Source organism: Marinobacter denitrificans, from assembly GCF_008795955.1.
Classification (GTDB): domain Bacteria; phylum Pseudomonadota; class Gammaproteobacteria; order Pseudomonadales; family Oleiphilaceae; genus Marinobacter; species Marinobacter denitrificans.
In genome coordinates this window covers 1,134,987-1,157,039 of sequence record NZ_VMHN01000001.1, presented here as the reverse complement: position 1 = coordinate 1,157,039, position 22,053 = coordinate 1,134,987, and the positions used below count along the sequence as shown (strand labels likewise).

The following is a 22,053-nucleotide window of genomic DNA, read 5'->3' as shown; positions in this document are numbered from 1 at the left end:
GGGGAGACCCTTCCAAAACTGTCGTCAGCCTGGGATGGCTGACGTCAAGCCCTACATGGACGTACTCGTGGGTGTGTTTTGGAAGGGGCTCCCCGCCGGTTCGTCCGGCTCCAATGTTAGCAGTCCGGTATTAGAAACACTGCGAAAAGTCCGCTAGTTCGGACATCTTGCCGGCCGCGAGACCAGAACCCATGGCATCGAGTGCCATCTCAACGCCTGCTGTTGGTGATTTGGCCAGACCGGCAACATAAATGGCTGCGCCAGCATTCAGTGCAATCAGATCTCGTGCCTTCTCCGCCATTTCATCATGACCACGACCAAAGGCGGCGCGGATCAGTTTCAGGGAGTCTTCGGCAGTATCCACGGTCAGTCCGACAAGGGCCTGGCTTTTGATGCCCAGATCTTCCGGGGTAATGTCATATTCGGTGACTTCACCGTTTTTCAGCTCCGCCACGTGAGTGGAACTGGCGAGGCTGATCTCGTCCAGGCCGTCTTTCGAGTGTACAACCATGATATGTTCGGCGCCCAGCCGCTGCAGTACCTCTGCCATCGGGCGGCACAGCTCTTTTGTGAACACGCCGATCAGCTGGCGTTTGACGCTTGCCGGGTTGGTCATGGGGCCAAGGATATTGAAAATGGTCCGGCACCCCAGCTCCTTGCGAGGCCCGATGGCGTGTTTCATGGCGCCGTGGTGGGCCGGGGCAAACATGAAGCCGACACCGATCTCTTCCACACAGCGTGCGACTTCTTCGGGTTTCATCTGCAGGTTGATGCCGAGATTTTCCAGTAGATCGGCACTGCCGCTCTTGGAAGACACCGCACGGTTGCCATGCTTCGCAACAAAACCGCCCGCCGCTGCCACCACAAAGGATGCGGCGGTAGACACATTGAACAGGTTGGCACCGTCGCCCCCCGTGCCAACAATGTCTACCAGAGGCTCGGCGTTGACGGTCACTCTGGTTGCCAGCTCCCGCATGACCTCGGTGGCACCGGTAATTTCGTCGATGGTTTCACTCTTAAGGCGCAGGCCCATCAGAAAAGCCCCGATCTGCGCATCAGTGGCTTCGCCTTTCATGACAATGCGCATAACGTCTTTCATTTCCTCGGTGGACAGGTCCAGGTTGGAGGCAATGCGGTTCAGTGCTTCTTTCATGTCCATTCGTGGGCCCCTTGGGTTGATCTGCTTTTTGTCTTCTGTGTTTGGGTCTAGCTTAGCAATTTCCTGCTGGGTGTAGGGCCTGTTGTTGGGTTAGCCCTTTGATTTGGAGCCTGGTCGATGGCTGGGGTGCCCCCTTCCAAAACACGCTGTGAATACGTCCCTGTACGCTCGGCTCCGCCATCCATGGCTCCGCACGGTTTTGGAAGGGGGCACCCCAGCCCTCTCCCTTAGAGCCTGGGTGAGGGCTTATTCAGAAATTAATGCCCCTCACTTTCTCTTTGCCGTCCCACACTTGAGCGGAGAACAGGTTGGAACAACATGCTGAGAGGGCAGTAATGGGGAGAGCTTATCCCAAACCGTGCGGAGCCATGGATGGCGGAGCCCGAGCCGCACATGGACGTCTTGAGGCGTGTTTGGGATAAGCTCTCCCCATTACTGCCCGGACTCAGAACCAGACCCCCGGGCAACCTAACCAAAACTAGCTCCTAAGAAAGTTCCGCAACAACTCATGGCCCTGCTCGGTCATGATGGATTCAGGGTGAAACTGAACGCCCTCAATGGGCAACGTCTTGTGACGGACCCCCATGATTTCCTCCACCGAGCCATCCTCATTGCGGGTCCACGCCGTGACCTCCAGGCAATCCGGCAAAGTGTCCTTGTCGATCACAAGGCTGTGGTAGCGGGTCGCCTGCAGCGGATTGTTCAGGCCGCGAAACACGCCCTGATCCTTGTGATACACCGGTGATACCTTGCCATGCATGACCCGGCCAGCGCGGATAACATCGCCGCCGTACACCTGGCCGATGGCCTGGTGGCCCAGGCATACGCCCAGGATCGGCAGCTTGCCGGCAAAGTGGCGAATGGCAGCCATGGAAATGCCGGCCTCATTGGGCGTGCAGGGCCCGGGGGAGATTACCAGGCGCTCCGGCTTCAGTGCTTCGATTTCCTCTACCGTGATTTCGTCGTTGCGATACACCTGAACATCCGCACCCAGCTCCGCGAGGTACTGCACCACGTTGTAGGTGAAGGAATCGTAGTTATCGATCATCAGCAACATAATCTTATCCTCCGCCTCAGTGGTCGAAATCGTTGTAGGTCATGGCCACCGCGCGGAAGATCGCGCGGCCCTTGTTCATGGTTTCCTTCCACTCGAGGCGGGGTACCGAATCGGCCACCACGCCGGCACCAGCCTGGATGTGCAGCGTCTTGTCCTTAATCACGGCGGTGCGGATGGCAATGGCGGTATCCATGTTGCCGTTGAAGGACAGGTAACCCACGGCGCCGCCATACACGCCGCGCTTCACCGGCTCCAGCTCGTCGATGATTTCCATGGCGCGAATCTTGGGGGCGCCGCTCAAGGTGCCGGCGGGCAGGGTGGCACGCAGGACATCCAGGCAACTGGTGTTCTCTTTCAGTCGGCCGGTGACGTTGGAGACAATGTGCATCACGTGGGAGTAGCGCTCCACGATCATCCTGTCGGTCAGTTTTACGGTGCCGGTTTCCGATACCCGGCCGGCGTCGTTGCGGCCCAGGTCGATCAGCATCAGGTGTTCGGCAATTTCCTTGGGGTCGGCCAGCAGCTCGGCTTCCAGGGCCTTGTCTTCGGCATCGGTGGCGCCGCGTTTGCGGGTACCGGCGATGGGGCGCACGGTGACTTCCTCGTCTTCCACCCGGGCCAGGATTTCCGGCGAGGAACCGACGATGTGGAAGTCGTCCAGGTCCAGGAAATACATGTAGGGGGACGGGTTGAGTACCCGCAGTGAGCGATAAAGGTTCAGTGGTGGTGCCTCGAACGGGATCGACATGCGCTGGGAGATGACGGTCTGCATCACATCACCGTCCAGCACGTATTCCTTGATCTTGCCCACGGCCGCTTCGAACTTTTCCTGATTGAAGCCGGAAATAAAGTCGCTCTCGTCCACGGTTTTGCCACGCAGATGCTCTGGGGTACGGGGTGCGTTGGCAGTCTGGCGGTGCAGGCGTGATTCCAGTTCATCAATGCGTTGCTGGGCATGCTCATAGGCGCCGTCAAGGCTGGGGTCGGCATGGACGATCAGATGCAGCTTGCCCCGCAGGTTGTCGAACACCACCACTTCGTCGGAGACCATCAGCAGGATATCGGGCGTGCCGATCTTGTCCGGAGGGCAGGTGTTCCGCAGCCGTTTTTCGATGTAGCGCACGGTGTCGTAGCCGAAATAACCCACCAGGCCGCCGTTGAATCGTGGCAGTTCGTCCAGGTCCGGCGCGTTGAAGCGGGCCTGGTAGTCTTCCACGAAGGCGAGTGGATCGTCTGCCGTCGTCTCCTCCACCACCTTGCCGTCGCGGGTAATTGTGATGTCGTGGTCGAAGACCTTGAGGATTTCGCGACTGGGCAAACCAATGATGGAGTAGCGGCCCCACTTCTCGCCACCCTGCACGGACTCGAACAGGTAGGAGTAAGGGCCGCTGGCCAGTTTGAAATAGGTGCTAAGGGGCGTGTCCAGGTCGGCGAGGACTTCGCGGTATACAGGGATACGATTAAAGCCGGCCTCGGCGAGCTCGGCAAATTGCTCGGGTGTCATGGTAACGATTCCTGAAATCTGATCTGTATGGTGGTTTTTCGGGCGGCATTCAGCCGGTACGCCATCGCCACCATCGTGTTGCGCGGGTTGTCAGTATGCCTCGCGCTGTGATCAGACTCAGTCCCTGCACGGCAGGAATCTCCCGAATAGAAGGTTTCAAATTCAATATCCTGTGAGATTACAAAAGCTGGGCCAGGGAATCAACAACTGCATCTGCTCCCAGCGAATCCACCGGTGCCCCGTAGTTGTAGCCATACCGTACTGCCACCGAGGGGATGCCTGCCGCCAGGGCGGCGCTGATGTCGGTGACCGAGTCACCTATCATGACCGTGGTACCGCGGGTGCCGCCCAGTTCGGTCATGGCATGGATCAGCGGCTGCGGGTCCGGCTTGCGCACCGGCAGGGTGTCGCCGCCGATACTGATGTCGAACCAGTGCTCGATGCCCATCTGCTCCAGCAGCGGTGCCACGAACTGTTCCGGTTTATTGGTGACGATGCCCATGCGGCACCCATACTCTGCCAGCCGGGCAAGGCACTCTTCGACGCCCTCGTAGAGCACGGAGTGCTGGCCGTTCAGGTTTTCGTAGGCGTGGTAGAACATGGCCAGGGCATCGTTGAACAGCGCATCGTCCTTGGTACTGGCCGGCTCCCAGTCCACCCGACCCGCGAGAGAGCGGCGCACCAGGATGCTGGCGCCATTGCCAACCCACTGGCGCACATTATCGATGCCGGCCTTGCGGCGCCCCAGTTGCTCCAGCATTGAATCGATGGCGGCCGCCAGGTCGGGCGCGCTGTCTACCAGGGTGCCGTCCAGGTCGAACAGGGCAACCCCTGGCCAGCGTTGGCTGAACAACCCCGCCAGGCTCATTGTTTCAGGCTCTGTCGGGCAAGCTCCAGTTCCGCTCGCATGCTGTCTATAGTGGCCTTGTAGTCATCGGTGTTGAAGATGGCGGAGCCGGCTACAAAGGTATCGGCGCCGGCCTCGGCGATTTCGCGGATGTTGTCGGTTTTCACGCCGCCGTCGATTTCCAGGCGGATATTGCGGCCGCTGGCATCAATGCGCTTGCGGGCTTCGCGCAGCTTGTCGAGGGTGCCGGGGATGAACTTCTGGCCACCAAAGCCGGGGTTCACGGACATCAGCAGGATCATGTCCAGCTTGTCCATGACGTGGTCAACGTAGTGCAGCGGGGTGGCCGGGTTGAACACCAGGCCGGCCTTGCAGCCACCCTCGCGGATCAGTTGCAGGGAGCGGTCGATGTGATTGGACGCTTCCGGATGAAAGGTAATGTAGCTGGCACCGGCATCGATAAACATGCGGATCAGGTCGTCTACCGGTGACACCATCAGATGCACATCGATGGGGGCGGTAACGCCGTGCTTGCGCAGAGCCTCGCAGACCATTGGCCCTATGGTCAGGTTGGGGACATAGTGGTTGTCCATGACATCGAAATGCACAATATCAGCACCGGCGGCCAGGACATTATCGACTTCCTCGCCCAGTCGGGCAAAATCGGCAGACAGGATGGACGGGGCAATCTGGTAAGGGTTCATCACGGCTCTCTTGAACGGTTTGATAATGGTATCGATGATAGCGCGAACAGCGGTTCCCTCTGCAAAACTCTGCTGGGCCGCAAAAACTGCTAGTCTACCAGCTTGATGGTGATTTTTCGCACACAATGGGTGAAGCCTGTGAGCAAATGGTTTGAACGTCCGGCTATGCAGTTATTGAGCATCCTCGCCATTGGTGTATTGGTTAGTGCGCCGACTGCCCTGGCCCAGGAGGCCGCTGAATCGCAGGGCGAGCCAGCGAACGCCTCGGGGGCCGAGGCCAGGCGGGCGATGATATCAACGGGTCTGGATGCGCACGCCATCGCCGCAAAGTGGCCAGACGCTGCGGTATGGCTGGAACCACCGGATGAGGACCGGGTGCTGGCGCTGTTTGAACCGGAAATTGATACGCCTGCAAAGGGTGCCCTGGTGATTCTTGGTGATGAAGGCCAGTCTGCGGCCTCCGGGCTCGCAGGGGCCCTGCGACAGCCTATGACGCGAGCCGGGTGGGCGGTGCTGACGCTGGGGCTGGAGCCGCCCCCCTATGCACTCCAACAGGCCTACCAGCAGCGTGGGGTACCCGTTCCGGAGGTGTCCGGGGAAAGTGCCGCCAATGGCAACAACGAGGATGCCGATAACACCGGGTCGGTGATGATTGACGTGATGGACAGTGTCGATGTGGAAGAGCTGGAGGATCAGTATCGAACCCGGATCCAGAAAGCCCTGTCTATGGCTGTGAAGAACCTTGCGGACCGGGGTTATGAACGCGTTGCCGTCGCTGGTGTTGGTCTGGCGGCGGGCCATGTGGCACGGATGGCCGGGGCTGCTGACAGCGGGGAGGTGTCAGCGCAGATCTGGATTGCTCCCGTTTTCTATCCGGGTGATTCGGCTGCTCTGACGGAATGGGTCTCAGGTGCCGGGCAAATCCGGGTGCTGGAGCTTCACAGCTCCCGCGTACCAGAGAGGATGGACTGGGCGGGATTCACAACCCCGAAACAGCGGGAAGCGGCATTCCGACGAGAGGGAATTTCCACCTATACCCGCCAACCGGTTGCGATGGCGGAGCGTCCGCTGCCCCGGAATGCACCCGCGCTGGCCAATCGTCTTTCAGCCTGGCTGGCCTCTGGTCAATAGAACCAGCTTAACCGCCCACGGCGGTGGACGAGCCGATAACCACACCTCCACAACTGATGGCATCCCCCGTCAGCGCTGCGGGTTTGCCCTCAATCATTACCGAGGGGCTGCCGGCTGCAATGGCGCGGGGGTGTGGTGGATGCTTGGGCTTGGAGTGCATGGCCAATTGGTCGCCAAGGCGTGCCACGGGTTTGCCATCGATAAGAACGGTGGCGCTGCCGGTAATGACGGGTGTTGGGGGAAAACCGTTGTGGTCGGTTCCGATGTCTCCGAGGAGAACGAGTTTCTTGCCCATGGGAATGCTCCTTTTCGATGGGTCGCTCAGGCCGCTGATCCGTGGGCCTGTCATTGAGTAATGGTTATGCAGTGGTCGGAGTTTAGCAAGCCTGGCTCTTATTTCAAAACCCGTAATTTACGCAGACAGGCGCCGATTGATTAACTCCCACGCCTGCTGATATCTCAGCAACCGGTCCTTGGCTTTGGCCAGCTCTGCGGGACTGAGATCCTGCTGCGCCAGTTTGTCCGGATGACACTCCGATACTTTTTTGCGGTAGGCCCGTTTGATGATTTCCCGCGAATCCCGGCGAGTGACCCCAAGAAGCTGGCACGCCTGCTCGAAGGTGGAAGGGCGAGGTTGAACGTCCGGTTCGGTGATCCAGACCTTGCAGGCGTAGCTCTCGAGAATATCGTCACTGACCTGGGTCGGAAGCCCCATCTGGTCGATGGCATCCTCGCAGCGATAGCGCCTGGATTTCGCCGGGCGACCCTGCAATTGGGCCGCGTGGCACAGGCAGATGGCAACGCGTAGTGAAGGAGAGGGCCAGATGCGGTGGGTAAGCTTGAGCCCAAGGGCCTTCGTCGCAGGAATGCGCTCAGCTGTCTTGCCTCTGCGAAAATAGCGGATGGCTTTTCGGCGCTGGCGCGGCGACAGCTTCAGGGCCTTCATCAGCGCTTCAGCAAAGCCCACGTCTTTCTCTGTCACTCGCCCCTGTGATTTGGCAATGTAGCCCAGGAAGAAGAACAGGCTGCGGCGGCACCAGCGCGGCAGGCGGGTTCTGATCAACAGCTCGTTGGCCTGATGGCCACAGGCAGCCAGTTCTCCGAGCAGTTCACTGAACTCGGCTTCCATGCGCGCCGGAAGGTTACTATCCCTGGAGTCGGAGGTCATGGCTCAGCTTTCGTCTCCCTTGAGTTTTCGGTCCAGTTCCCGGAGCCGTTCCGGGGTGCCGATGTCCATCCATTGGCCGCGGTGGTGGAGGCCCCTGACGCGCTTGCGGTTCATGGCCTCACGCAGTATCGGGGCCAGCTTCGCGGGGCCTGGCGGCATTCCGTCAAACAGGCGCCGACTGAGCAGGCTGATACCCGTGAAGGTGAGCATTTCCGCCCCGTTCTCTGCCACTGTTCCGTCCGGACGGAGGCAGAAATCGCCGGCCGGGTTGTGCTGCGGATTATCCGTCATTATCAGCAGGGCGTCGGCATCTTGGGGCGGGGCCAGCAGTGTCAGGTCGAAGTCACACCAGATGTCGCCATTGAGCACAGCAAACCATTCCTCCCCACTACTGGTCAACATTGGCAGGGCCTGGACTATGCCGCCGGCGGTTTCCAAAGGCTCGCTTTCCCTTGAGTATTCGATGGATACGCCGAAGGTGTCGCCATTCCCCAGTTCATCTTCGATCTGCATACCGAGCCAGGCATGGTTGATTACCAGGTGCCGGAATCCTGCTGCCTTCAGCCGTTCCAGGTGATGCACTATCAATGGCCTGTCTCCGGCGGGGAGGAGCGGCTTCGGGGTTGTCAGCGTCAGCGGCCGCATGCGCTCGCCCTTGCCGGCCGCCAGGATCATGGCTTTCACAGGCCGGACGTCCCCACGGGGCCGATCTGTTGTTCCACGGCGGGCACCACGGTGTCGGTCAGCCACTCGTGGAAGTGGCGCAGAGCGGCCTGCCGGCTGCTGGCCTCGACCAGGTAGCCTACAGTACGGGGAACGTCCTTGAGAAATCCAGTCTTGCCATCACGGATGGCCAGCCTGGCGAAAATACCGGCGGCTTTCAGATGCCGTTGCATGCCCATGAGCTCCATCCATTGGCGGAAGGTTGCCTGATCCGCCTTGTGATAGCCGGCATCGGCGCTCAGGACACGAAACTGCTCGGTCCACCGGCTGATACGCTCCTCCGGCCAGCGGATGTAACAGTCTTTCAGCAGGGAGACCAGGTCATAGGTCACCGGGCCCCGCACGGCATCCTGGAAGTCGATCACGCCAGGCCTGTCGGTATCTGGTCGAACCAGAAGATTGCGGGAATGATAGTCCCTGTGCACCGCCACTTCAGGTTGGGCCAGCGCACTTTCCCGCAGAAAAGCGAAGGTGGTATCCAGCAGTGCCTTTTCCCCATTGCCGAGTGTCAGCCCCAGCTTTTGAGTCAGCAGCCAGTCTGGAAAGAGCGCCATCTCGCGGTCCAACAGGGCGGTGTCGTAGGGCGGCAGCGGGTAGTCCGGCGTATCGCCAGCGCTCTGGAGGCGCACCAGCTCCGCCATGGCGGCACCATAAAGCCTGTCGGCATTACCGGTATTCAGCGCGCTGAGCATCAGCTGGTCACCGAAGTCTTCCAGCAACAGAAAGCCCCGGGTCAAGTCCTCTTCAATCACGGCGGGCACGGCAATGTCCAGGCTGCGCCAGTACTGGGCGATGGCGACAAACGGCCTGCAGTCTTCGTGCTCCGGAGGGGCATCCATCACGATGTAATGTTGGGATCCGGTACCATGAGGATCGCCGCTGACCCGGAAATAACGCCGGAAGCTCGCATCTCCTGAGACTGGCTGTGGCGTTGCCTGGTCAAAACCGGGAAGGTTTCTGACCCACTGGGTGAGCATTGTCAGGCGGGTATCCATGGATTGGCTGGTTTCCTGGCTCATAAATGGTTGAAGTTCAAACGTTCCGGCTCATGGCAGGAAGTTAGCAGATCAGTATAGAGACGGTAAAACGGTTTTGCAGCAATGGCCGGTTTCCGTTAACAAGGCAAAGGGCGGCGTGTAAACTAGGCCGCTGTTAAATTGTCTGCGACAGTTGCAAACCCATTCAGGACAGGAACCTTCTCATCGTGCCAGCCTCATCAGGGAAGCTGCGAACACTGCCACACCGGTTGCGGCACGGCGCTGGGTGTGCCGCAGCTGTGGTGGCGGGCTGTCTTGCGCTGGCAGTGTCTCCCGCTGCATGGGGTCAGTCATCGCGGTCTGCGGCGGAAATCGACTGGCGGTCCAGGGACCAACTGCCGGACGAGGTTCGCGACTCTTTGCCGGACTTCTGTGAAGGAGGCTACCTCCCCTCTGTTGTGCCGGTGGAAGTGGATGCAGAAGCAACGGCCGGCAACGGCCGGGGGCCCTTGCAGGCGAGTGGCCTCAATGCCAGGTACGAGATCGACAACGAGCTTTATCTTCGCGGGGACGTTCGTCTGCAGCAGGCCGGTTTCAGGGTGACAGGGTCAGAGGCGCGGTACAGTCAGTCGTCGGGCTCTGTGGCTATTGAAGGGCCGCTGACCAGCCGTGGCGAGGGATTTTTGCTGACCGGCGAGCGGGCGGACTACGATGTAAACAGCGGCAGGGTAGATATCAATACTGCCACCTTCCTTCTGCATGGCCCGGAAATGCGGGGGTCTGCCGGGCAGCTGTCCCGTACGGCGGAAGACCAGGTGCAAATCCGCCAGGGCTCGTTGACCACCTGCGCCCCTGACAGTAACGACTGGGCAATTGTGGCCTCTGATATCCATCTCGATCAGGGCGAGGGCGTAGGTACGGCGAAGCATGTCCGTCTTGAGCTCAGCGATATTCCGGTGTTTTACTGGCCCTACGCCAGTTTCCCCATTGATGATCGCCGCAAGAGCGGGTTTCTCTATCCGTCGTTTGGTACCTCCAATGCGGGCAGCGGGGCGTTCCTTTCGGTGCCGTATTATCTGAATCTCGCGCCTCATTACGACGCGACCCTGACGCCCCAGTACATTCACGGCCGCGGGTTGTTTACCGAGGTCGAGGGACGTTATCTGAGCAGCCTGGGGGAGTCAGTTCTCCAGGTGGGCTATGCCGGCAACGACACCGAGTTTGAGCGGGAATTTCCCGGCGAGGATGGCGAGCGCTGGGGGCTGGATTTCAGCACCCAGGCGGCTCTCGGAGGCGGATGGAGTGGTTATGGCGACTATTCGGTGGTCAGCGATGACGAGTATCTGAGCGATCTGAACCGTACTCTGGAGATTAATCGCGCGACCCATCTGCAACGGCGTGGTGGGGTGCGCTATCGGGATTCATCACAGTATTTCGAAACCTACCTCAGCGGTTACCAGACCATCAGTGATTTCATCGCTGATGAAAACGTTCCCTATTCGCAATTGCCCGAAGTTATATACGGTGCCGTCGTCGATGCCGGCCCTGCCGAACTGTCACTGGAAAGCCAGTACACCTATTTCTATCGCGACAATGCCGACCTGACCGGGCTGGATCGTGCCAACGGCCAGCGCGCCAGGGCCATACCCGAGGTGGCACTTCCAATGCGGGCGCTCTGGGGTTACGCGCGGCCGTCGGTCAGCGTGGATTACACCCGTTACGAACTGGAAGACTACAATCAGCGTGATCCTGGGTTTGATCGTACCGTGCCGGTAGCGGAATGGGACTCGGGGCTTTACTTTGACCGCCAGTCCAGCGTGTTTGACATACCGTACAACCAGACCCTGGAGCCTCGTCTCTATTACGCCTGGGCGGACGCAGACGCGGACCAGACCTTCATCCCGGATTTCGATACCACGATCCGTTCGTTCAGTTTTGACCAACTGTTCCAGCGCAACCGTTTCAGCGGTGGTGACCGGGTTGGTGACACCAACCAGCTCACGGTTGCACTGACCAGTCGCTTCAACGACCTCCTGACGGGGGCCGAGCGGGCGCGGTTTAGCATCGGCCAGGTACACTACTATGACGACCGGGAAGTGACCCTGGCCGGGCAGGGCGGGTCGGACGCCAGTGATTCACCGCTGGCCGGTGAGATGATTCTGCGGCCGGTGGATGGGTTGGAAATCCGTACCTCCGGCCTGTGGGAGCCGGATACCCACAAAACCGAAGAAGGCCGCAGCCAGTTGATCTTTCACTCCCCTGAGTATCGCTATCTGGCAAGCGTGGGCCATACCTATCGCCGAAACGAATTCGAACAGTCGGATATCGGGGGCGTTTTTCCTGTCTCAGACCGTGTTAGTCTGATCGGCCGCTGGGTTTACGATTCCCAGCTCGATCGTACCGTCGGGTCACTGGCCGGGCTGGAATACAACAACTGTTGCTGGAGTGTCCAGCTGGTGCACCAGAACTATCTGACGGACGACCAGGAACTTGAAAGCCGCATGCTGTTCCAGATCCAGCTCAAGGGGTTGGGCGGCAGCGGCGGTTCGTCTGATGAAATATCCGAAGCCATTTACGGCTTTGATGAACGAGAACGTCGCCGGTTCGGCGGTCGCTGAGTGCTGAGAAGTCCGGGTATAGTGTGCCCGGCGACAGGCAGTATTTTTCCATACAGAGGTGACTATGAAGGCGAACCTTCGCCATTGTGCACGAATACTATTGGTACTGATGGTTGTGGCCCTGTCTGCAACCGTGCAGGCCGAACGCAAACTGCTTGACCAGGTGGTTGCGGTGGTCAATGACGATGTCATTCTACAATCCCAGCTGGAAGCGCGGATCAACACAATTGTGGGCCGGTTGAGCGCCCAGGGGACCGGCCTCCCGCCCCGTGACGTTCTTGAGGAGCGGGTGCTGGAACAGCTGATTACTGAATCGATCCAGTTGCAGATGGCCGACAGGGCCGGTATGCGTATCAGTGATAATGAGCTTAACGAGACCATGGCTTCCATTGCCCGGCGCAATAACATGACGCTGGAACAGTTTGAGCAACAGCTGGGTGAGGAAGGCGTTACCTACCGCGAAGCCCGCGAACAGATCCGCAATGAAATGATCACCAGCCGGGTCCAGCAGCGTCAGGTTGGCAATCGGGTGCGGGTAACCGACCGGGAAGTAGAGAATTATCTCGCTGCCACGGCAGGCCAGGGCCGAAGTAATGTGGAGTACGAACTGGCGCATATCCTTATTGAGGTGGACGATTTCAACGACGAGGAAGAAGTCAGTGCTGTTCGCAAGGAAGTAGAGACCCTGCGTGAGGAAATTGCCGCCGGCAGGGATTTCCGCGAAGTTGCTGTGGCTGAATCCGATGCCAGCAATGCCCTTGATGGTGGCAATATGGGATGGCGCGCGGAGAACCGGTTGCCGGCACTGATTGCCGACGTGGTGCCGGATCTGGAACCCGGCACGGTTTCTCCGGTTCTGCAGAATAACAGTGGTTTTCACCTGGTCATGGTCATGGATCGCCGTGGCGGCGAGCAGGCCCAGGTGATCGAGCAGGCCATGGTTCGGCATATTCTGGTGCGCACTTCTGAAACGGTCTCTGAGAGCCAGGCCGAAGAAGCAATCCGGGACATTTATGAGCAACTGCAGAACGGTGCAGATTTCGGCACGCTGGCGCGGGAATACTCTGATGACCCTGTGTCCGGTTCTGATGGCGGTAACCTGGGCTGGGTAAGCCCGGGCCAGATGGTGCCAGAGTTCGAGCAGGCGATGATGGCGGCCGATGTTGGTGAATTTGAAGGACCCTTCAGGTCGCAGTTCGGCTGGCACATTCTGCAAGTTCAGGATCGCCGCCAGCAGGATGTCAGTGGTGATATCCGGGAATCCGAGGCACGGCAGGCGATCTACCGTCGCAAGTTTGATACCGAGCTGCAGAACTGGCTGCGGGAAATCCGCGACGAAGCCTTTATCGAGTTCAAGAACGACGAATCCGGAGACACCAGCGAATCATGAAGCACCCGGTCACCCTTGCACTGACCGCAGGCGAGCCGGCGGGCATTGGCCCGGAACTCTGCCTGCAACTGGCCCTGAGTGAACGCCAGCCAGGGATCGTGGTGGTGGCCTGCAAGCACCTGTTGCAAGCCAGGGCCCAATTGCTCGGGCTGGAGGTGGAACTGTATGACTGGCAGCCCGGCAGTCCGGCAGCGACTGCGCCGGGCCGGCTTTCAGTACTCCATGTTGACGGCCTGGCCAGCACCGCTGCCGGCCAGCTTGATCCGGCCAACAGTGCCTATGTTGTGGAAACTCTGCGCATAGCTGCCCGGGGCTGCCTTGAGGGCACGTTCGATGGCATGGTGACGGCGCCGGTCCACAAGGGTGTCATCAATGACGCCGGTATTGCCTTCAGCGGCCACACCGAATTCCTGCAGGAACTCTGTGGCGTGGAACGCGTCGTCATGATGCTGGCCACCGAGGAACTGCGGGTAGCACTGGTTACCACCCATCTTCCGCTCAAAGACGTTTCTGCAGCCATCACGGCGGAGCGTCTGACTCAGGTTACCCGCATCCTCGAGGGTGACCTGCGCAGGTTTTTCGGTGTCGAGCACCCCAGAATCCTCGTTGCGGGACTTAATCCCCATGCCGGTGAAGGAGGGCATCTGGGCCGGGAGGAGATCGACGTAATAGAACCCACCCTGGATGCACTCCGCCGGGAAGGCATCAATCTGACGGGGCCATTACCGGCGGACACCCTGTTCACTCCCCACTGGCTTGATCACGCTGATGCAGTGCTGGCCATGTACCATGATCAGGGGCTGCCGGTACTCAAATTCCAGGGCTTCGGCCGGGCCGTCAACATTACCCTCGGCCTGCCCGTTGTCCGCACGTCTGTCGACCACGGCACCGCTCTTGATCTCGCCGGTACCGGAAGAGCCGATGCAGGCAGCCTCCATACGGCGATCCGCGTAGGCGCACAGATGGCACAATCCGCAAAAAAGAGTAAATAGCCAGTGAGCAACAAACACGGCCATCAGGCCAGAAAGCGCTTCGGCCAGAACTTCCTCCACGATCCCGGTGTGATTGAGCGCATCATCCGCGCCATCAATCCCAAGCCGGACGACGCGCTGGTGGAAATCGGCCCGGGCCTTGGGGCGCTGACCGAAGAAATGCTCGCCATAAACCCTGATCTCCAGGTAGTGGAGCTGGACCGGGATCTGATTCCGGTGCTCAGAACCAAGTTTTTTAACTACCCCAACTTACGGATCCACCAGGCGGATGCGCTAAAGTTCGACTTTGGAGAACTGGTGCAGGACAAGCCCCTGAGAATCATCGGTAACCTGCCGTATAATATTTCCACGCCACTGATTTTCCACCTGCTCGGCCACTCCGGCGTGGTGCAGGACATGCACTTCATGCTGCAGAAAGAAGTGGTGCAGCGGCTGGCGGCAGTTCCCGGGGACAATAATTACGGTCGGCTGGGTATCATGGCCCAGTATTTCTGCCGCGTGCAGCCACTGTTTGAAGTGGGACCGGGAGCCTTCCGCCCGGCACCGAAAGTGGATTCCGCCATTGTCCGCCTGGTGCCTCACAAGACATTGCCGCACCCGGCCAAGGACTACAAACTGTTGCAGGCGGTCGTGCGTACTGCCTTCAGCGCCCGCCGCAAAACCTTGCGCAAGGCCCTGGCCGGCATGGTGTCGGTAGAACAGCTCAATAGCATTGGCATTAACGATGGGCTACGCCCGGAAAACCTGGGCCTGGCGGAGTATGTGGCCATTGCCGACCTGCTGGCGGACAGTAAACCCGAAAGCCCCAGTGCCGACGAGGTAAACCATGACTGACTACGCCATTGGCGATATTCAGGGTTGCTACGAACGCCTTCTGGATGTCCTTGCCAAGGTGGATTTTTCTCCTTCCCGGGACAGGCTGTGGGTGGCTGGTGACCTGATCAACCGTGGCCCGTCGTCCCTGGAGACCCTGCGTTACATCGAAAGCCTGGGCAGTTCTGCGGTGGTGGTGCTCGGTAACCATGACCTGCACCTGCTGGCCGTGGCGCTGGGTGGACATGCTCTCAAGAACAAGGACACGCTCTCGGATATTCTAGAGGCGCCGGACCATGAGCACCTGTTCCACTGGCTGCGCCAGCAAAATCTGTGTATCCACGACGCTGACCGGAACTTCGTAATGGTTCATGCCGGCTTACCCCATATATGGTCGGTGAATGAGGCAGTTCGTTACGCCCGGGAAGTAGAAGAGGTGATTCGCGGGCCCGAGGCAAAAATTTATTTTGCCGAGATGTACGGCAACCATCCCGAACGCTGGGACCCACAGCTCAGCGGAATGGACCGTTGGCGTATCATCACCAATTATTTCACCCGCATGCGCTTTATTGCGGAAGACGGAACGCTGGAGCTTGCAGCCAAGGAGTCCGCGGACTCTGCTCCACAGGGATTTGCCCCATGGTTTCGTTTCCCGCGTCAGGATGATGTGCGTGTGGTGTTTGGTCACTGGGCGGCACTGGAGGGCCAGACTGACAGTGAACGATTTATCGGGCTGGACACTGGCTGCGTCTGGGGTGGTGTTCTGACGTTGATGAACCTGGATACCGGGGAAAAGATCCATTGTGACTGTTAAGAGCGTAGAACCTTTGCGCCCGGTCCTGGTCTGCGGCGCCCTGTTTGCTCTGGTGGCGGTTATGGCCGGTGCTTTCGGTGCCCATGGTCTGCGGGGTGTCCTCGGTGATCGCGGCCTTGAAGTTTTTCAGACTGCCGTCACATATCAGGTATACCACTCACTGGCACTGATCCTGGTGTCGATGCTTCCAATGGTGGGCTTGTCACGGCACCTGTTGGGTATTGCCGCGGGTTTCTTTGTTGCCGGTATCCTGCTGTTCAGCGGCAGCCTGTACCTTCTGGTGCTCACGGACATTCGCTGGGTCGGGCCGGTGACACCGGTTGGCGGTATCAGCTTTATGGTGGGCTGGATACTGGTGGCCATCTCGGGATTCAGACGTTAAAGACAGACGTTATGCAGGTACGGTTATGCAGGTTCAGGTAAATGGTGACGCCATGGAGCTTCCGGATGAAGCTACGGTGGCGGTATTGATTGATCGGTTGGCCCTGGCGGGTAAGCGCCTGGCGGTGGAAGTGAACGAGGACATTGTTCCACGCAGCCAGCACACCGAATTCACTCTCAGCAACGGCGACAGGGTAGAGGTGGTCCACGCCATTGGCGGCGGTTGAGGCTGGTTATTTTTTTATTCCCGATTTCAATGACAGGTTCAGGTGTTCAGCATGAGTGAGAGTTCCGAAAGACCCCTTCCCGAAGACAAGCCACTGGAAATTGCCGGGCAGGTCTATCAGTCCCGCCTGCTGGTGGGCACTGGCAAGTACCGCGACATGATGGAGACTGGCCACGCTATTGAAGCCAGCGGCGCCGAGATCGTCACCTTTGCCGTACGCCGCACCAACCTCGGCCAAAACCCGGATGAGCCGAATTTGCTGGATGTCGTCTCGCCCGACCGGTACACCATGCTGCCGAACACTGCCGGCTGTTACACCGCCAGGGATGCCGTGCGAACCTGCAAGCTGGCGCGGGAGCTGCTGGACGGCCATGACCTGGTCAAACTGGAAGTGCTGGGTGAAGAGAAAACGTTGTACCCCAACATGACCGAAACGCTGGTGGCGGCCGAAGAGCTGATCCGGGACGGTTTCAAGGTGATGGTGTACTGCTCTGACGACCCCTTGCTGGCCAAACGCCTGGAAGAAATGGGCTGCATCGCCATCATGCCCCTGGGCGCACCCATCGGCTCCGGACTGGGTATCCAGAACCGTTACAACATCCGCCTGATCGCTGAAAACGCCAATGTACCGGTGCTGGTGGATGCCGGTGTGGGTACTGCCTCTGATGCGACGCTGGCCATGGAACTGGGTTGTGACGGCGTACTGATGAATACGGCCATCGCCCTGGCGCAGGATCCGATTCGCATGGCCAAAGCCATGCGCCTGGCAATAGAGTCCGGACGTGACGCCTACCTGGCAGGCCGGATGCCGAAGAAGCTCTATGCCAGTGCGTCGTCTCCCATTGATGGTACTTTCTTCTGATTTGGTCCAGAATTTCAACTGATGGTGCCAGTACAGGCGAGCGCGTCCATTCGGGACACGCCGTGAATACGTCCCTGTAGGCTCGTAAAAAACATCCCTGTTTTTTACGGTCCCGAATGGACGCGCTCGCCTGTACCCAAATTCTGCAGATAAACAGAGCGTTGTAGTCCTGTTATGACAGAACAAAAAACAAGTCGTCGCGAAGCGATTCTCCATGCCCTAGTTGAACTTCTGGAAAAAGATCCCGGGGCTCGCATTACTACCGCTGGCTTAGCCAAATCCGTGGGGGTGACCGAGGCGGCGTTGTACCGCCATTTCCCCAGTAAACGGAAAATGTTCGAGGCTCTTATCGAGTTTGCTGAAGAAGCTGTGTTTTCCCGTTGCCAGGTGATCCTTCAGGAACAGGAAGACGTTCGGGTTCGCCTTCAGCAACTGGTGCACCTGGTCCTGGTGTTTGCCGAGCGTAATCCCGGATTGTGCACGGTTCTGACCGGCGATGCGCTGATGGGTGAAAATGACGTCCTGCGCAAGCGCGCCTCGCAGTTTTTCGAGCGGCTGGAAACCCAGGTGCGGCAGGCACTGAAGGAAGGTGAGATTCGCCAGGGGCTGCGGCCGAGAACCAGTTCTGCCCGGGGCGCGGATTTTGTTCTGGTGTTTGTTGAGGGCAGGGTGCAGCGGTTTATCCGGTCTTCGTTTTCCCGTTTGCCTTCCAGTGACTTTGAGGAGGCCTGGGGGCTGGTGTCTGAGGCGGTCTGGGGTGGCACAACCCCTGACCCGCGGTAACGCGTAGGTCCATCAATCGTACCCTGATGCCTTGCGCAGAATCTCCCGCACCGGCTCCCAGACGGCTGGCGCGGATATCAGAATATCCCTGCCCCACAGGTCAGCCGGGTAACCATCCGGCACTTCACTGAAATGCCCCGCCGTGGCACCTGCTTCCAGAGCAATCAGCCGTGCAGCGGCAAAATCCCAGGGGCTGACGTTTTCGTAGTAGATGTCCAGCCGACCACAGGCCACCCAGCAGATATCCAGTGCGGCGGAGCCGATGCGACGCAGATCCCGGCACCGGTGAATCATGGCGTCCAGCCGGCGTAGCAGGGGTTCCAGACTGTCCTTGGTGTAGGGGAAACCCGTGGCGAACAGGGAATCCCTGGGCACGGCGGCTGCGCTGTGTTGAATCGGGCTGCCGTTCAACGTGGCGCCACTGCCACGAACGGCGCGGAAGGTTTCGCCGGCAAACGGTGCATGCACAACGCCCACCTGAACCCGTCCTTTTTCGGCATAAGCGATAGAAATCGCGACCTGGGGGTGACCATAAGCGTAGTTTACGGTGCCGTCGATGGGGTCGATTATCCACAACGGAGTGTCCAGCTCTTCCGCCTGGGTAAGGTCGGGCATGGTTTCTTCGGAAAGAATGCGGTGCTCGGGGAAGCGTTCGCGAATCGCACCGGTGATCATCTCGTCCGCCATCACGTCAGCGTGGGTGACCAGTTCCGTCTGCTGTTTGTAATCCGTGCGCAGGGTGTTTTCGTCACGCTCGCGTTTGACCAGTCTGCCTGCTCTCAGGGCCAGTTCTTCGGCAAAATCAGCAATGGTGTCAATGGTTTCGGGGTCAGACAAGATGGCGCCCTCCGATCAACAAATGAAGGCGCCAGTCTAACACGATCCGGTTACAGTCCGGTCAGCCACTGCTCCATTCTGTCCATCGCTTTCACCAGTCGCGGGCAAGCCTGGTTGACGAAGTCGTCCTCCAGTTCCTGGTCGGCGTAATCCTCGCCAGCCAGTTTCAGAGCCTCGGCCCCGTCAAAGTCCACAAACGCCAGGCGGGCAGCGAGGTGGTCCGGAGCAAAGCCAAAATCGCTCGCCGGCAGAATGGCGACCCCGGTATCTTCCAGTAAAGACTGACAGAGTGCCTGGCTGGTCTTGATATCACGTCGTGCCAGGGCATCGCGGAAACCGGAGAAATCCGGAAACAGGTAGAAGGCTCCCTCGGGTTTCTGTACCACAGCTCCCATGGAGATCAGCCGGCGATGCAGGTATTCACCCACTACCTTCAATACCCGGCGTGACTGCTTCAGGTACTCTTCCAGATCATCGCCACCGGTGAACGCGGCAATAGCTGCGTGCTGGATGGGTGCGCTGGTAGCGGTATAGGTTTCGCTGGCGATGATGGCCATGGCGTCCTGCAGCGGCCGTAATTCTGGCGGGAAGATAAAGGTGCCCAGGCGCCAGCCACCCGCCCCCGCCCATTTGCTCAAGCCGGTACTGATGATAGTGCCCTCGGGATAGTAGCGGGCAATTGACTTGTGTTTGCCCTCAAAGTGCACCTCGCCGTAGATCTCGTCCGACAGCAGGATCAGTTTGTACTTTCGCGCCACATTGGCGATGGCCAGCAGTTGATCATCGGTATAGGTGCAACCTGTCGGGTTGGACGGGTAGTTCAGAATCAAGATGCGCGGGCGGGAAGGGTCGTCGCGGCAGATGATATCGAGTTCTTCCGCCGTCAGCTGCCAGTTGTTCTCTGCATGGGTCGGCAGCCAGTGAACCGAACGGCCGATGATCCGGGCCTGGGGGGCGTAGGAAACCCAGCTCGGTCGCGGAATCAGCAGGTCACCGTAATAGGCCAGTTGCAGCATGAACAGAAGCTCCTTGGAGCCCGGCCCGATCAGCACATCCTCCCAGATGCAACGCATGCGCTCACTGCGGTTGATGTAACCGGCGATCGCTTCCCGCAGGGCCTTCAGTCCCTTTACCGGCAGGTAGTCTTTCTCGTGGGCGTGTTCACGCAGAGCCTCGACGACCCGCTCCGGTACCGGAAACGGCGACTGGCCGAGCCCCAGTTTGACGATATCCCGGCCCTCGGCTCGGAGCTGGTTGCTGAGCTCGTTGATACGCAGGGTGGCTGAGGGCTGTATGCCCCGCACATTAAGGTTGATGGCGTAGCGGTGGTCTGTCTGGATATCCATGGTTCCGTTCTGTTGTGTGATTGGATGGCATCAACCGCAGTATAGGAAACCTTTACGAATCTGTGCGCTTTCTCTGGTAGGTGATTGCCGCAGGGGTGGGGTAGTCTCAGTACGAATCACTGGACCGGAGATCGTTCAGCGCCTGATTGAATTCATCCCGTAACGCTTCACCACGAGGATGCTGGCGAGAAAAGGCGGCCCTGAAGCCGCGCCTGGTTCCCACCGTGGTGGGTATGGCAGTAACCTTGGACAGCTCCGGGTGCTCGGGAAGGTGTTTTTCGAGAAGATAGCTGCAAACCGATTCTTCGCAGATAAAGAGGTCGATACGCCCCCGGGCAATCATTCGGAGCCCGGTCAGTTCAGGAGACTCCTGGCTGATCTGGACCACCCTCGCATTACCCGCGGCCAGCCACTTCATGAACTCCGGTGCATAGCTGTAGGCGGCTGAAAGCCCGATTCGCAACCCGGCCAGGTCATCCAGTTCCTGCCACTGAAGATCACGACCTTCCAGCTTAAAAAAAACATCGCGGGCCTCACTCAGGGGGTCCGTGAAGTAATAATGGCGCTCCCTGTCCCGGGAGGCGGTCAGCGAATAGATCATGTCGGAGGTGCCTGCCCGGGTACTCGCTTCTGCCCGCGCCCACGGCAGTAAACGGATGTCAGGAAAATACCCCATGGAGGAAAACACCTGGCGGACGATATCGGTGTGGGTGCCTCTGACTTGACCCTCCTCCAGGTATTCATAGGGCGGGTAGTCGGAGGTGACCACTCTCAGTACATGGGGGTCCGCAAGGGTGAGCGCCGGCAGCAACACTGATAATAGCAATACAGGTAAACGAAAAGACATCAGCGTTTGAATCCGCAACAGTGCAAGGTGTTCGAGCAAGACAGTATAACGGCCAGTTGCTCTCCCTGCACGAGCCGAAAAAACGATCCGATCATCGCAGACCCACATAATACTGTCACAAACTGTTAAGCAGCAAACGGTTGGTTGCCGGATTTCTTCGTATAGTGACCGTGGCCGCAGTAACAAAAACAGTAATGGTGCGGAGATATCAATGAATACCCGAATGGCTGAAAAAGCCGCTTGCGGAACATCTTTCGCCGGGGGCGACCCGCTACTGCCCCGGGTTCTTATTGTGGACGATCACCCCTTCTTTCTGTTCGGGCTTACCGCCATTCTCGAACAGGAGAAACTGGTGAATGATGCGATTTGCGTCGCCTCGGTTGCTGACGCCGTCGAGGATCTGCGCCGGCATCCGGAAACCTCACTTGTACTGCTGGACCTGACTCTTCAGGGAGAGGCTGGCCTGTCACTTTTTGCCGAGCTGGAGGGTATCGGGCTTCCTGTACCGGTCGTGGTGATTTCCAGTCGCGAAGATGAGACCTCGGTACGGGCTGCGAAATCGGCAGGGGCGGTGGGATTCCTTCCCAAATCGGCCGATCGCCACTCCCTGGTCCGGATGATACGCCGGGTCAGCACGGGTCAGCTTTTTTACCCATCCCTGCAAATGCCCGCACACAGTGCGGAGACGCTGACGCCACGGCAGCTGGAAGTGCTGGTTTTGCTGGCGGAAGGGTTGCCTAACAAGCGAATCTGTCAGGTGCTGAACCTGACAGAACACACGGTGAAAACCCACCTCAAGGCCATCTTTGCCCACCTGGATGCCCATAACAGAACAGAGTGCGTTGCCCAGGCACGGGCACTTGGGCTGATTTGA

23 protein-coding genes are annotated in these 22,053 nt (G+C 59.1%); 11 read left to right on the top strand and 12 right to left on the bottom strand.

The genetic code is table 11. From position 1 onward, the window contains the following. Positions 1-130 precede the first annotated feature (130 nt). From trpD to rpe, 5 genes are all read right to left on the bottom strand, one after another. Positions 131-1,159 carry an anthranilate phosphoribosyltransferase gene (gene trpD, locus FO268_RS05390; protein ID WP_150990501.1) on the bottom strand — a complete coding sequence of 343 codons (1,029 nt, stop codon included), beginning with the start codon at positions 1,157-1,159 and terminating at the stop codon, positions 131-133. Between the two features lie 478 nt (positions 1,160-1,637). Continuing rightward, complete coding sequence (locus FO268_RS05385) at positions 1,638-2,216, bottom strand: aminodeoxychorismate/anthranilate synthase component II (protein WP_150990499.1); 579 nt, start codon at positions 2,214-2,216, stop codon at positions 1,638-1,640. A 16-nt stretch (positions 2,217-2,232) separates the two neighbouring features. Beyond that, complete coding sequence (gene trpE / locus FO268_RS05380) at positions 2,233-3,720, bottom strand: anthranilate synthase component I (protein ID WP_150990497.1); 1,488 nt, start codon at positions 3,718-3,720, stop codon at positions 2,233-2,235. Between the two features lie 178 nt (positions 3,721-3,898). Continuing rightward, on the bottom strand, positions 3,899-4,588 hold the full coding sequence (locus FO268_RS05375) for a phosphoglycolate phosphatase (protein ID WP_150990495.1): 690 nt from the start codon (positions 4,586-4,588) through the stop codon (positions 3,899-3,901). Beyond that, positions 4,585-5,271, bottom strand: a complete 687-nt coding sequence (rpe, locus tag FO268_RS05370; RefSeq protein WP_150990493.1) for a ribulose-phosphate 3-epimerase — start codon at positions 5,269-5,271, stop codon at positions 4,585-4,587. Before rpe ends, FO268_RS05375 begins: the two co-directional genes overlap by 4 nt. 138 nt (positions 5,272-5,409) lie before the next feature. Between rpe and FO268_RS05365 the strand changes: the two genes are divergently transcribed. Further along, positions 5,410-6,402, top strand: coding sequence for a DUF3530 family protein (locus FO268_RS05365; RefSeq protein WP_191966845.1), 993 nt, complete (start codon positions 5,410-5,412; stop codon positions 6,400-6,402). A gap of 7 nt (positions 6,403-6,409) precedes the next feature. On the opposite strand, the gene FO268_RS05360 is transcribed toward FO268_RS05365, so the two are convergent. The 4 genes from FO268_RS05360 to FO268_RS05345 form a co-directional block, all read right to left on the bottom strand. Next, a complete protein-coding gene (locus FO268_RS05360; protein ID WP_150990489.1) occupies positions 6,410-6,697 on the bottom strand; it encodes a type VI secretion system PAAR protein in 288 nt (95 codons plus the stop codon). Positions 6,698-6,814: 117 nt separating this feature from the next. Next, positions 6,815-7,570, bottom strand: coding sequence for a DnaJ domain-containing protein (locus FO268_RS05355; RefSeq protein ID WP_150990487.1), 756 nt, complete (start codon positions 7,568-7,570; stop codon positions 6,815-6,817). A gap of 3 nt (positions 7,571-7,573) precedes the next feature. Next, complete coding sequence (gene murU / locus FO268_RS05350) at positions 7,574-8,254, bottom strand: N-acetylmuramate alpha-1-phosphate uridylyltransferase MurU (RefSeq protein WP_150990485.1); 681 nt, start codon at positions 8,252-8,254, stop codon at positions 7,574-7,576. After that, positions 8,251-9,288: an aminoglycoside phosphotransferase family protein gene (locus tag FO268_RS05345; RefSeq protein WP_150990483.1), complete on the bottom strand. Its 1,038-nt coding sequence runs from the start codon at positions 9,286-9,288 to the stop codon at positions 8,251-8,253. The genes murU and FO268_RS05345 overlap by 4 nt, the downstream gene beginning before the upstream one ends. A 209-nt stretch (positions 9,289-9,497) precedes the next feature. Between FO268_RS05345 and FO268_RS05340 the strand changes: the two genes are divergently transcribed. The 9 genes from FO268_RS05340 to slmA all read left to right on the top strand — a co-directional run bounded on the left by FO268_RS05340 (position 9,498) and on the right by slmA (position 18,149). Next, complete coding sequence (locus FO268_RS05340) at positions 9,498-11,888, top strand: LPS-assembly protein LptD (RefSeq protein WP_449806501.1); 2,391 nt, start codon at positions 9,498-9,500, stop codon at positions 11,886-11,888. Positions 11,889-11,952: 64 nt separating this feature from the next. After that, entirely contained in the window at positions 11,953-13,278 is a 1,326-nt protein-coding gene (locus FO268_RS05335) for a peptidylprolyl isomerase (RefSeq protein ID WP_150990481.1), read from the top strand. Next, the gene (pdxA, locus tag FO268_RS05330; protein ID WP_150990479.1) at positions 13,275-14,270 is read left to right on the top strand and encodes a 4-hydroxythreonine-4-phosphate dehydrogenase PdxA; all 996 of its coding nucleotides are present in this window, start codon (positions 13,275-13,277) and stop codon (positions 14,268-14,270) included. Before FO268_RS05335 ends, pdxA begins: the two co-directional genes overlap by 4 nt. 3 nt (positions 14,271-14,273) lie before the next feature. Next, complete coding sequence (rsmA, locus tag FO268_RS05325) at positions 14,274-15,104, top strand: 16S rRNA (adenine(1518)-N(6)/adenine(1519)-N(6))-dimethyltransferase RsmA (protein ID WP_150990477.1); 831 nt, start codon at positions 14,274-14,276, stop codon at positions 15,102-15,104. Continuing rightward, positions 15,097-15,897 carry a symmetrical bis(5'-nucleosyl)-tetraphosphatase gene (locus tag FO268_RS05320; protein WP_150990475.1) on the top strand — a complete coding sequence of 267 codons (801 nt, stop codon included), beginning with the start codon at positions 15,097-15,099 and terminating at the stop codon, positions 15,895-15,897. Before rsmA ends, FO268_RS05320 begins: the two co-directional genes overlap by 8 nt. A gap of 61 nt (positions 15,898-15,958) precedes the next feature. Next, positions 15,959-16,279, top strand: coding sequence for a DUF423 domain-containing protein (locus FO268_RS05315; RefSeq protein WP_150991696.1), 321 nt, complete (start codon positions 15,959-15,961; stop codon positions 16,277-16,279). A 25-nt stretch (positions 16,280-16,304) separates the two neighbouring features. Continuing rightward, the gene (gene thiS, locus FO268_RS05310; RefSeq protein ID WP_150990473.1) at positions 16,305-16,505 is read left to right on the top strand and encodes a sulfur carrier protein ThiS; all 201 of its coding nucleotides are present in this window, start codon (positions 16,305-16,307) and stop codon (positions 16,503-16,505) included. Positions 16,506-16,556: 51 nt separating this feature from the next. Continuing rightward, positions 16,557-17,366: a thiazole synthase gene (locus FO268_RS05305; protein WP_150990471.1), complete on the top strand. Its 810-nt coding sequence runs from the start codon at positions 16,557-16,559 to the stop codon at positions 17,364-17,366. Between the two features lie 174 nt (positions 17,367-17,540). Next, positions 17,541-18,149 (top strand): nucleoid occlusion factor SlmA, encoded by a 609-nt coding sequence (slmA, locus tag FO268_RS05300; protein ID WP_150990469.1) that lies wholly within the window; start codon positions 17,541-17,543, stop codon positions 18,147-18,149. A 12-nt stretch (positions 18,150-18,161) separates the two neighbouring features. Here slmA and FO268_RS05295 read toward each other — a convergent pair whose 3' ends face one another. The 3 genes from FO268_RS05295 to FO268_RS05285 all read right to left on the bottom strand — a co-directional run bounded on the left by FO268_RS05295 (position 18,162) and on the right by FO268_RS05285 (position 21,179). After that, a complete protein-coding gene (locus FO268_RS05295) occupies positions 18,162-18,986 on the bottom strand; it encodes an inositol monophosphatase family protein (protein ID WP_150990467.1) in 825 nt (274 codons plus the stop codon). Between the two features lie 50 nt (positions 18,987-19,036). After that, complete coding sequence (locus tag FO268_RS05290) at positions 19,037-20,332, bottom strand: pyridoxal phosphate-dependent aminotransferase (RefSeq protein ID WP_150990465.1); 1,296 nt, start codon at positions 20,330-20,332, stop codon at positions 19,037-19,039. A 106-nt stretch (positions 20,333-20,438) separates the two neighbouring features. Beyond that, on the bottom strand, positions 20,439-21,179 hold the full coding sequence (locus FO268_RS05285) for a substrate-binding periplasmic protein (protein WP_191966843.1): 741 nt from the start codon (positions 21,177-21,179) through the stop codon (positions 20,439-20,441). A 211-nt stretch (positions 21,180-21,390) separates the two neighbouring features. Here FO268_RS05285 and FO268_RS05280 point away from each other — a divergent pair, with 211 nt between their 5' ends. Then, on the top strand, positions 21,391-22,053 hold the full coding sequence (locus FO268_RS05280) for a response regulator transcription factor (RefSeq protein WP_150990461.1): 663 nt from the start codon (positions 21,391-21,393) through the stop codon (positions 22,051-22,053).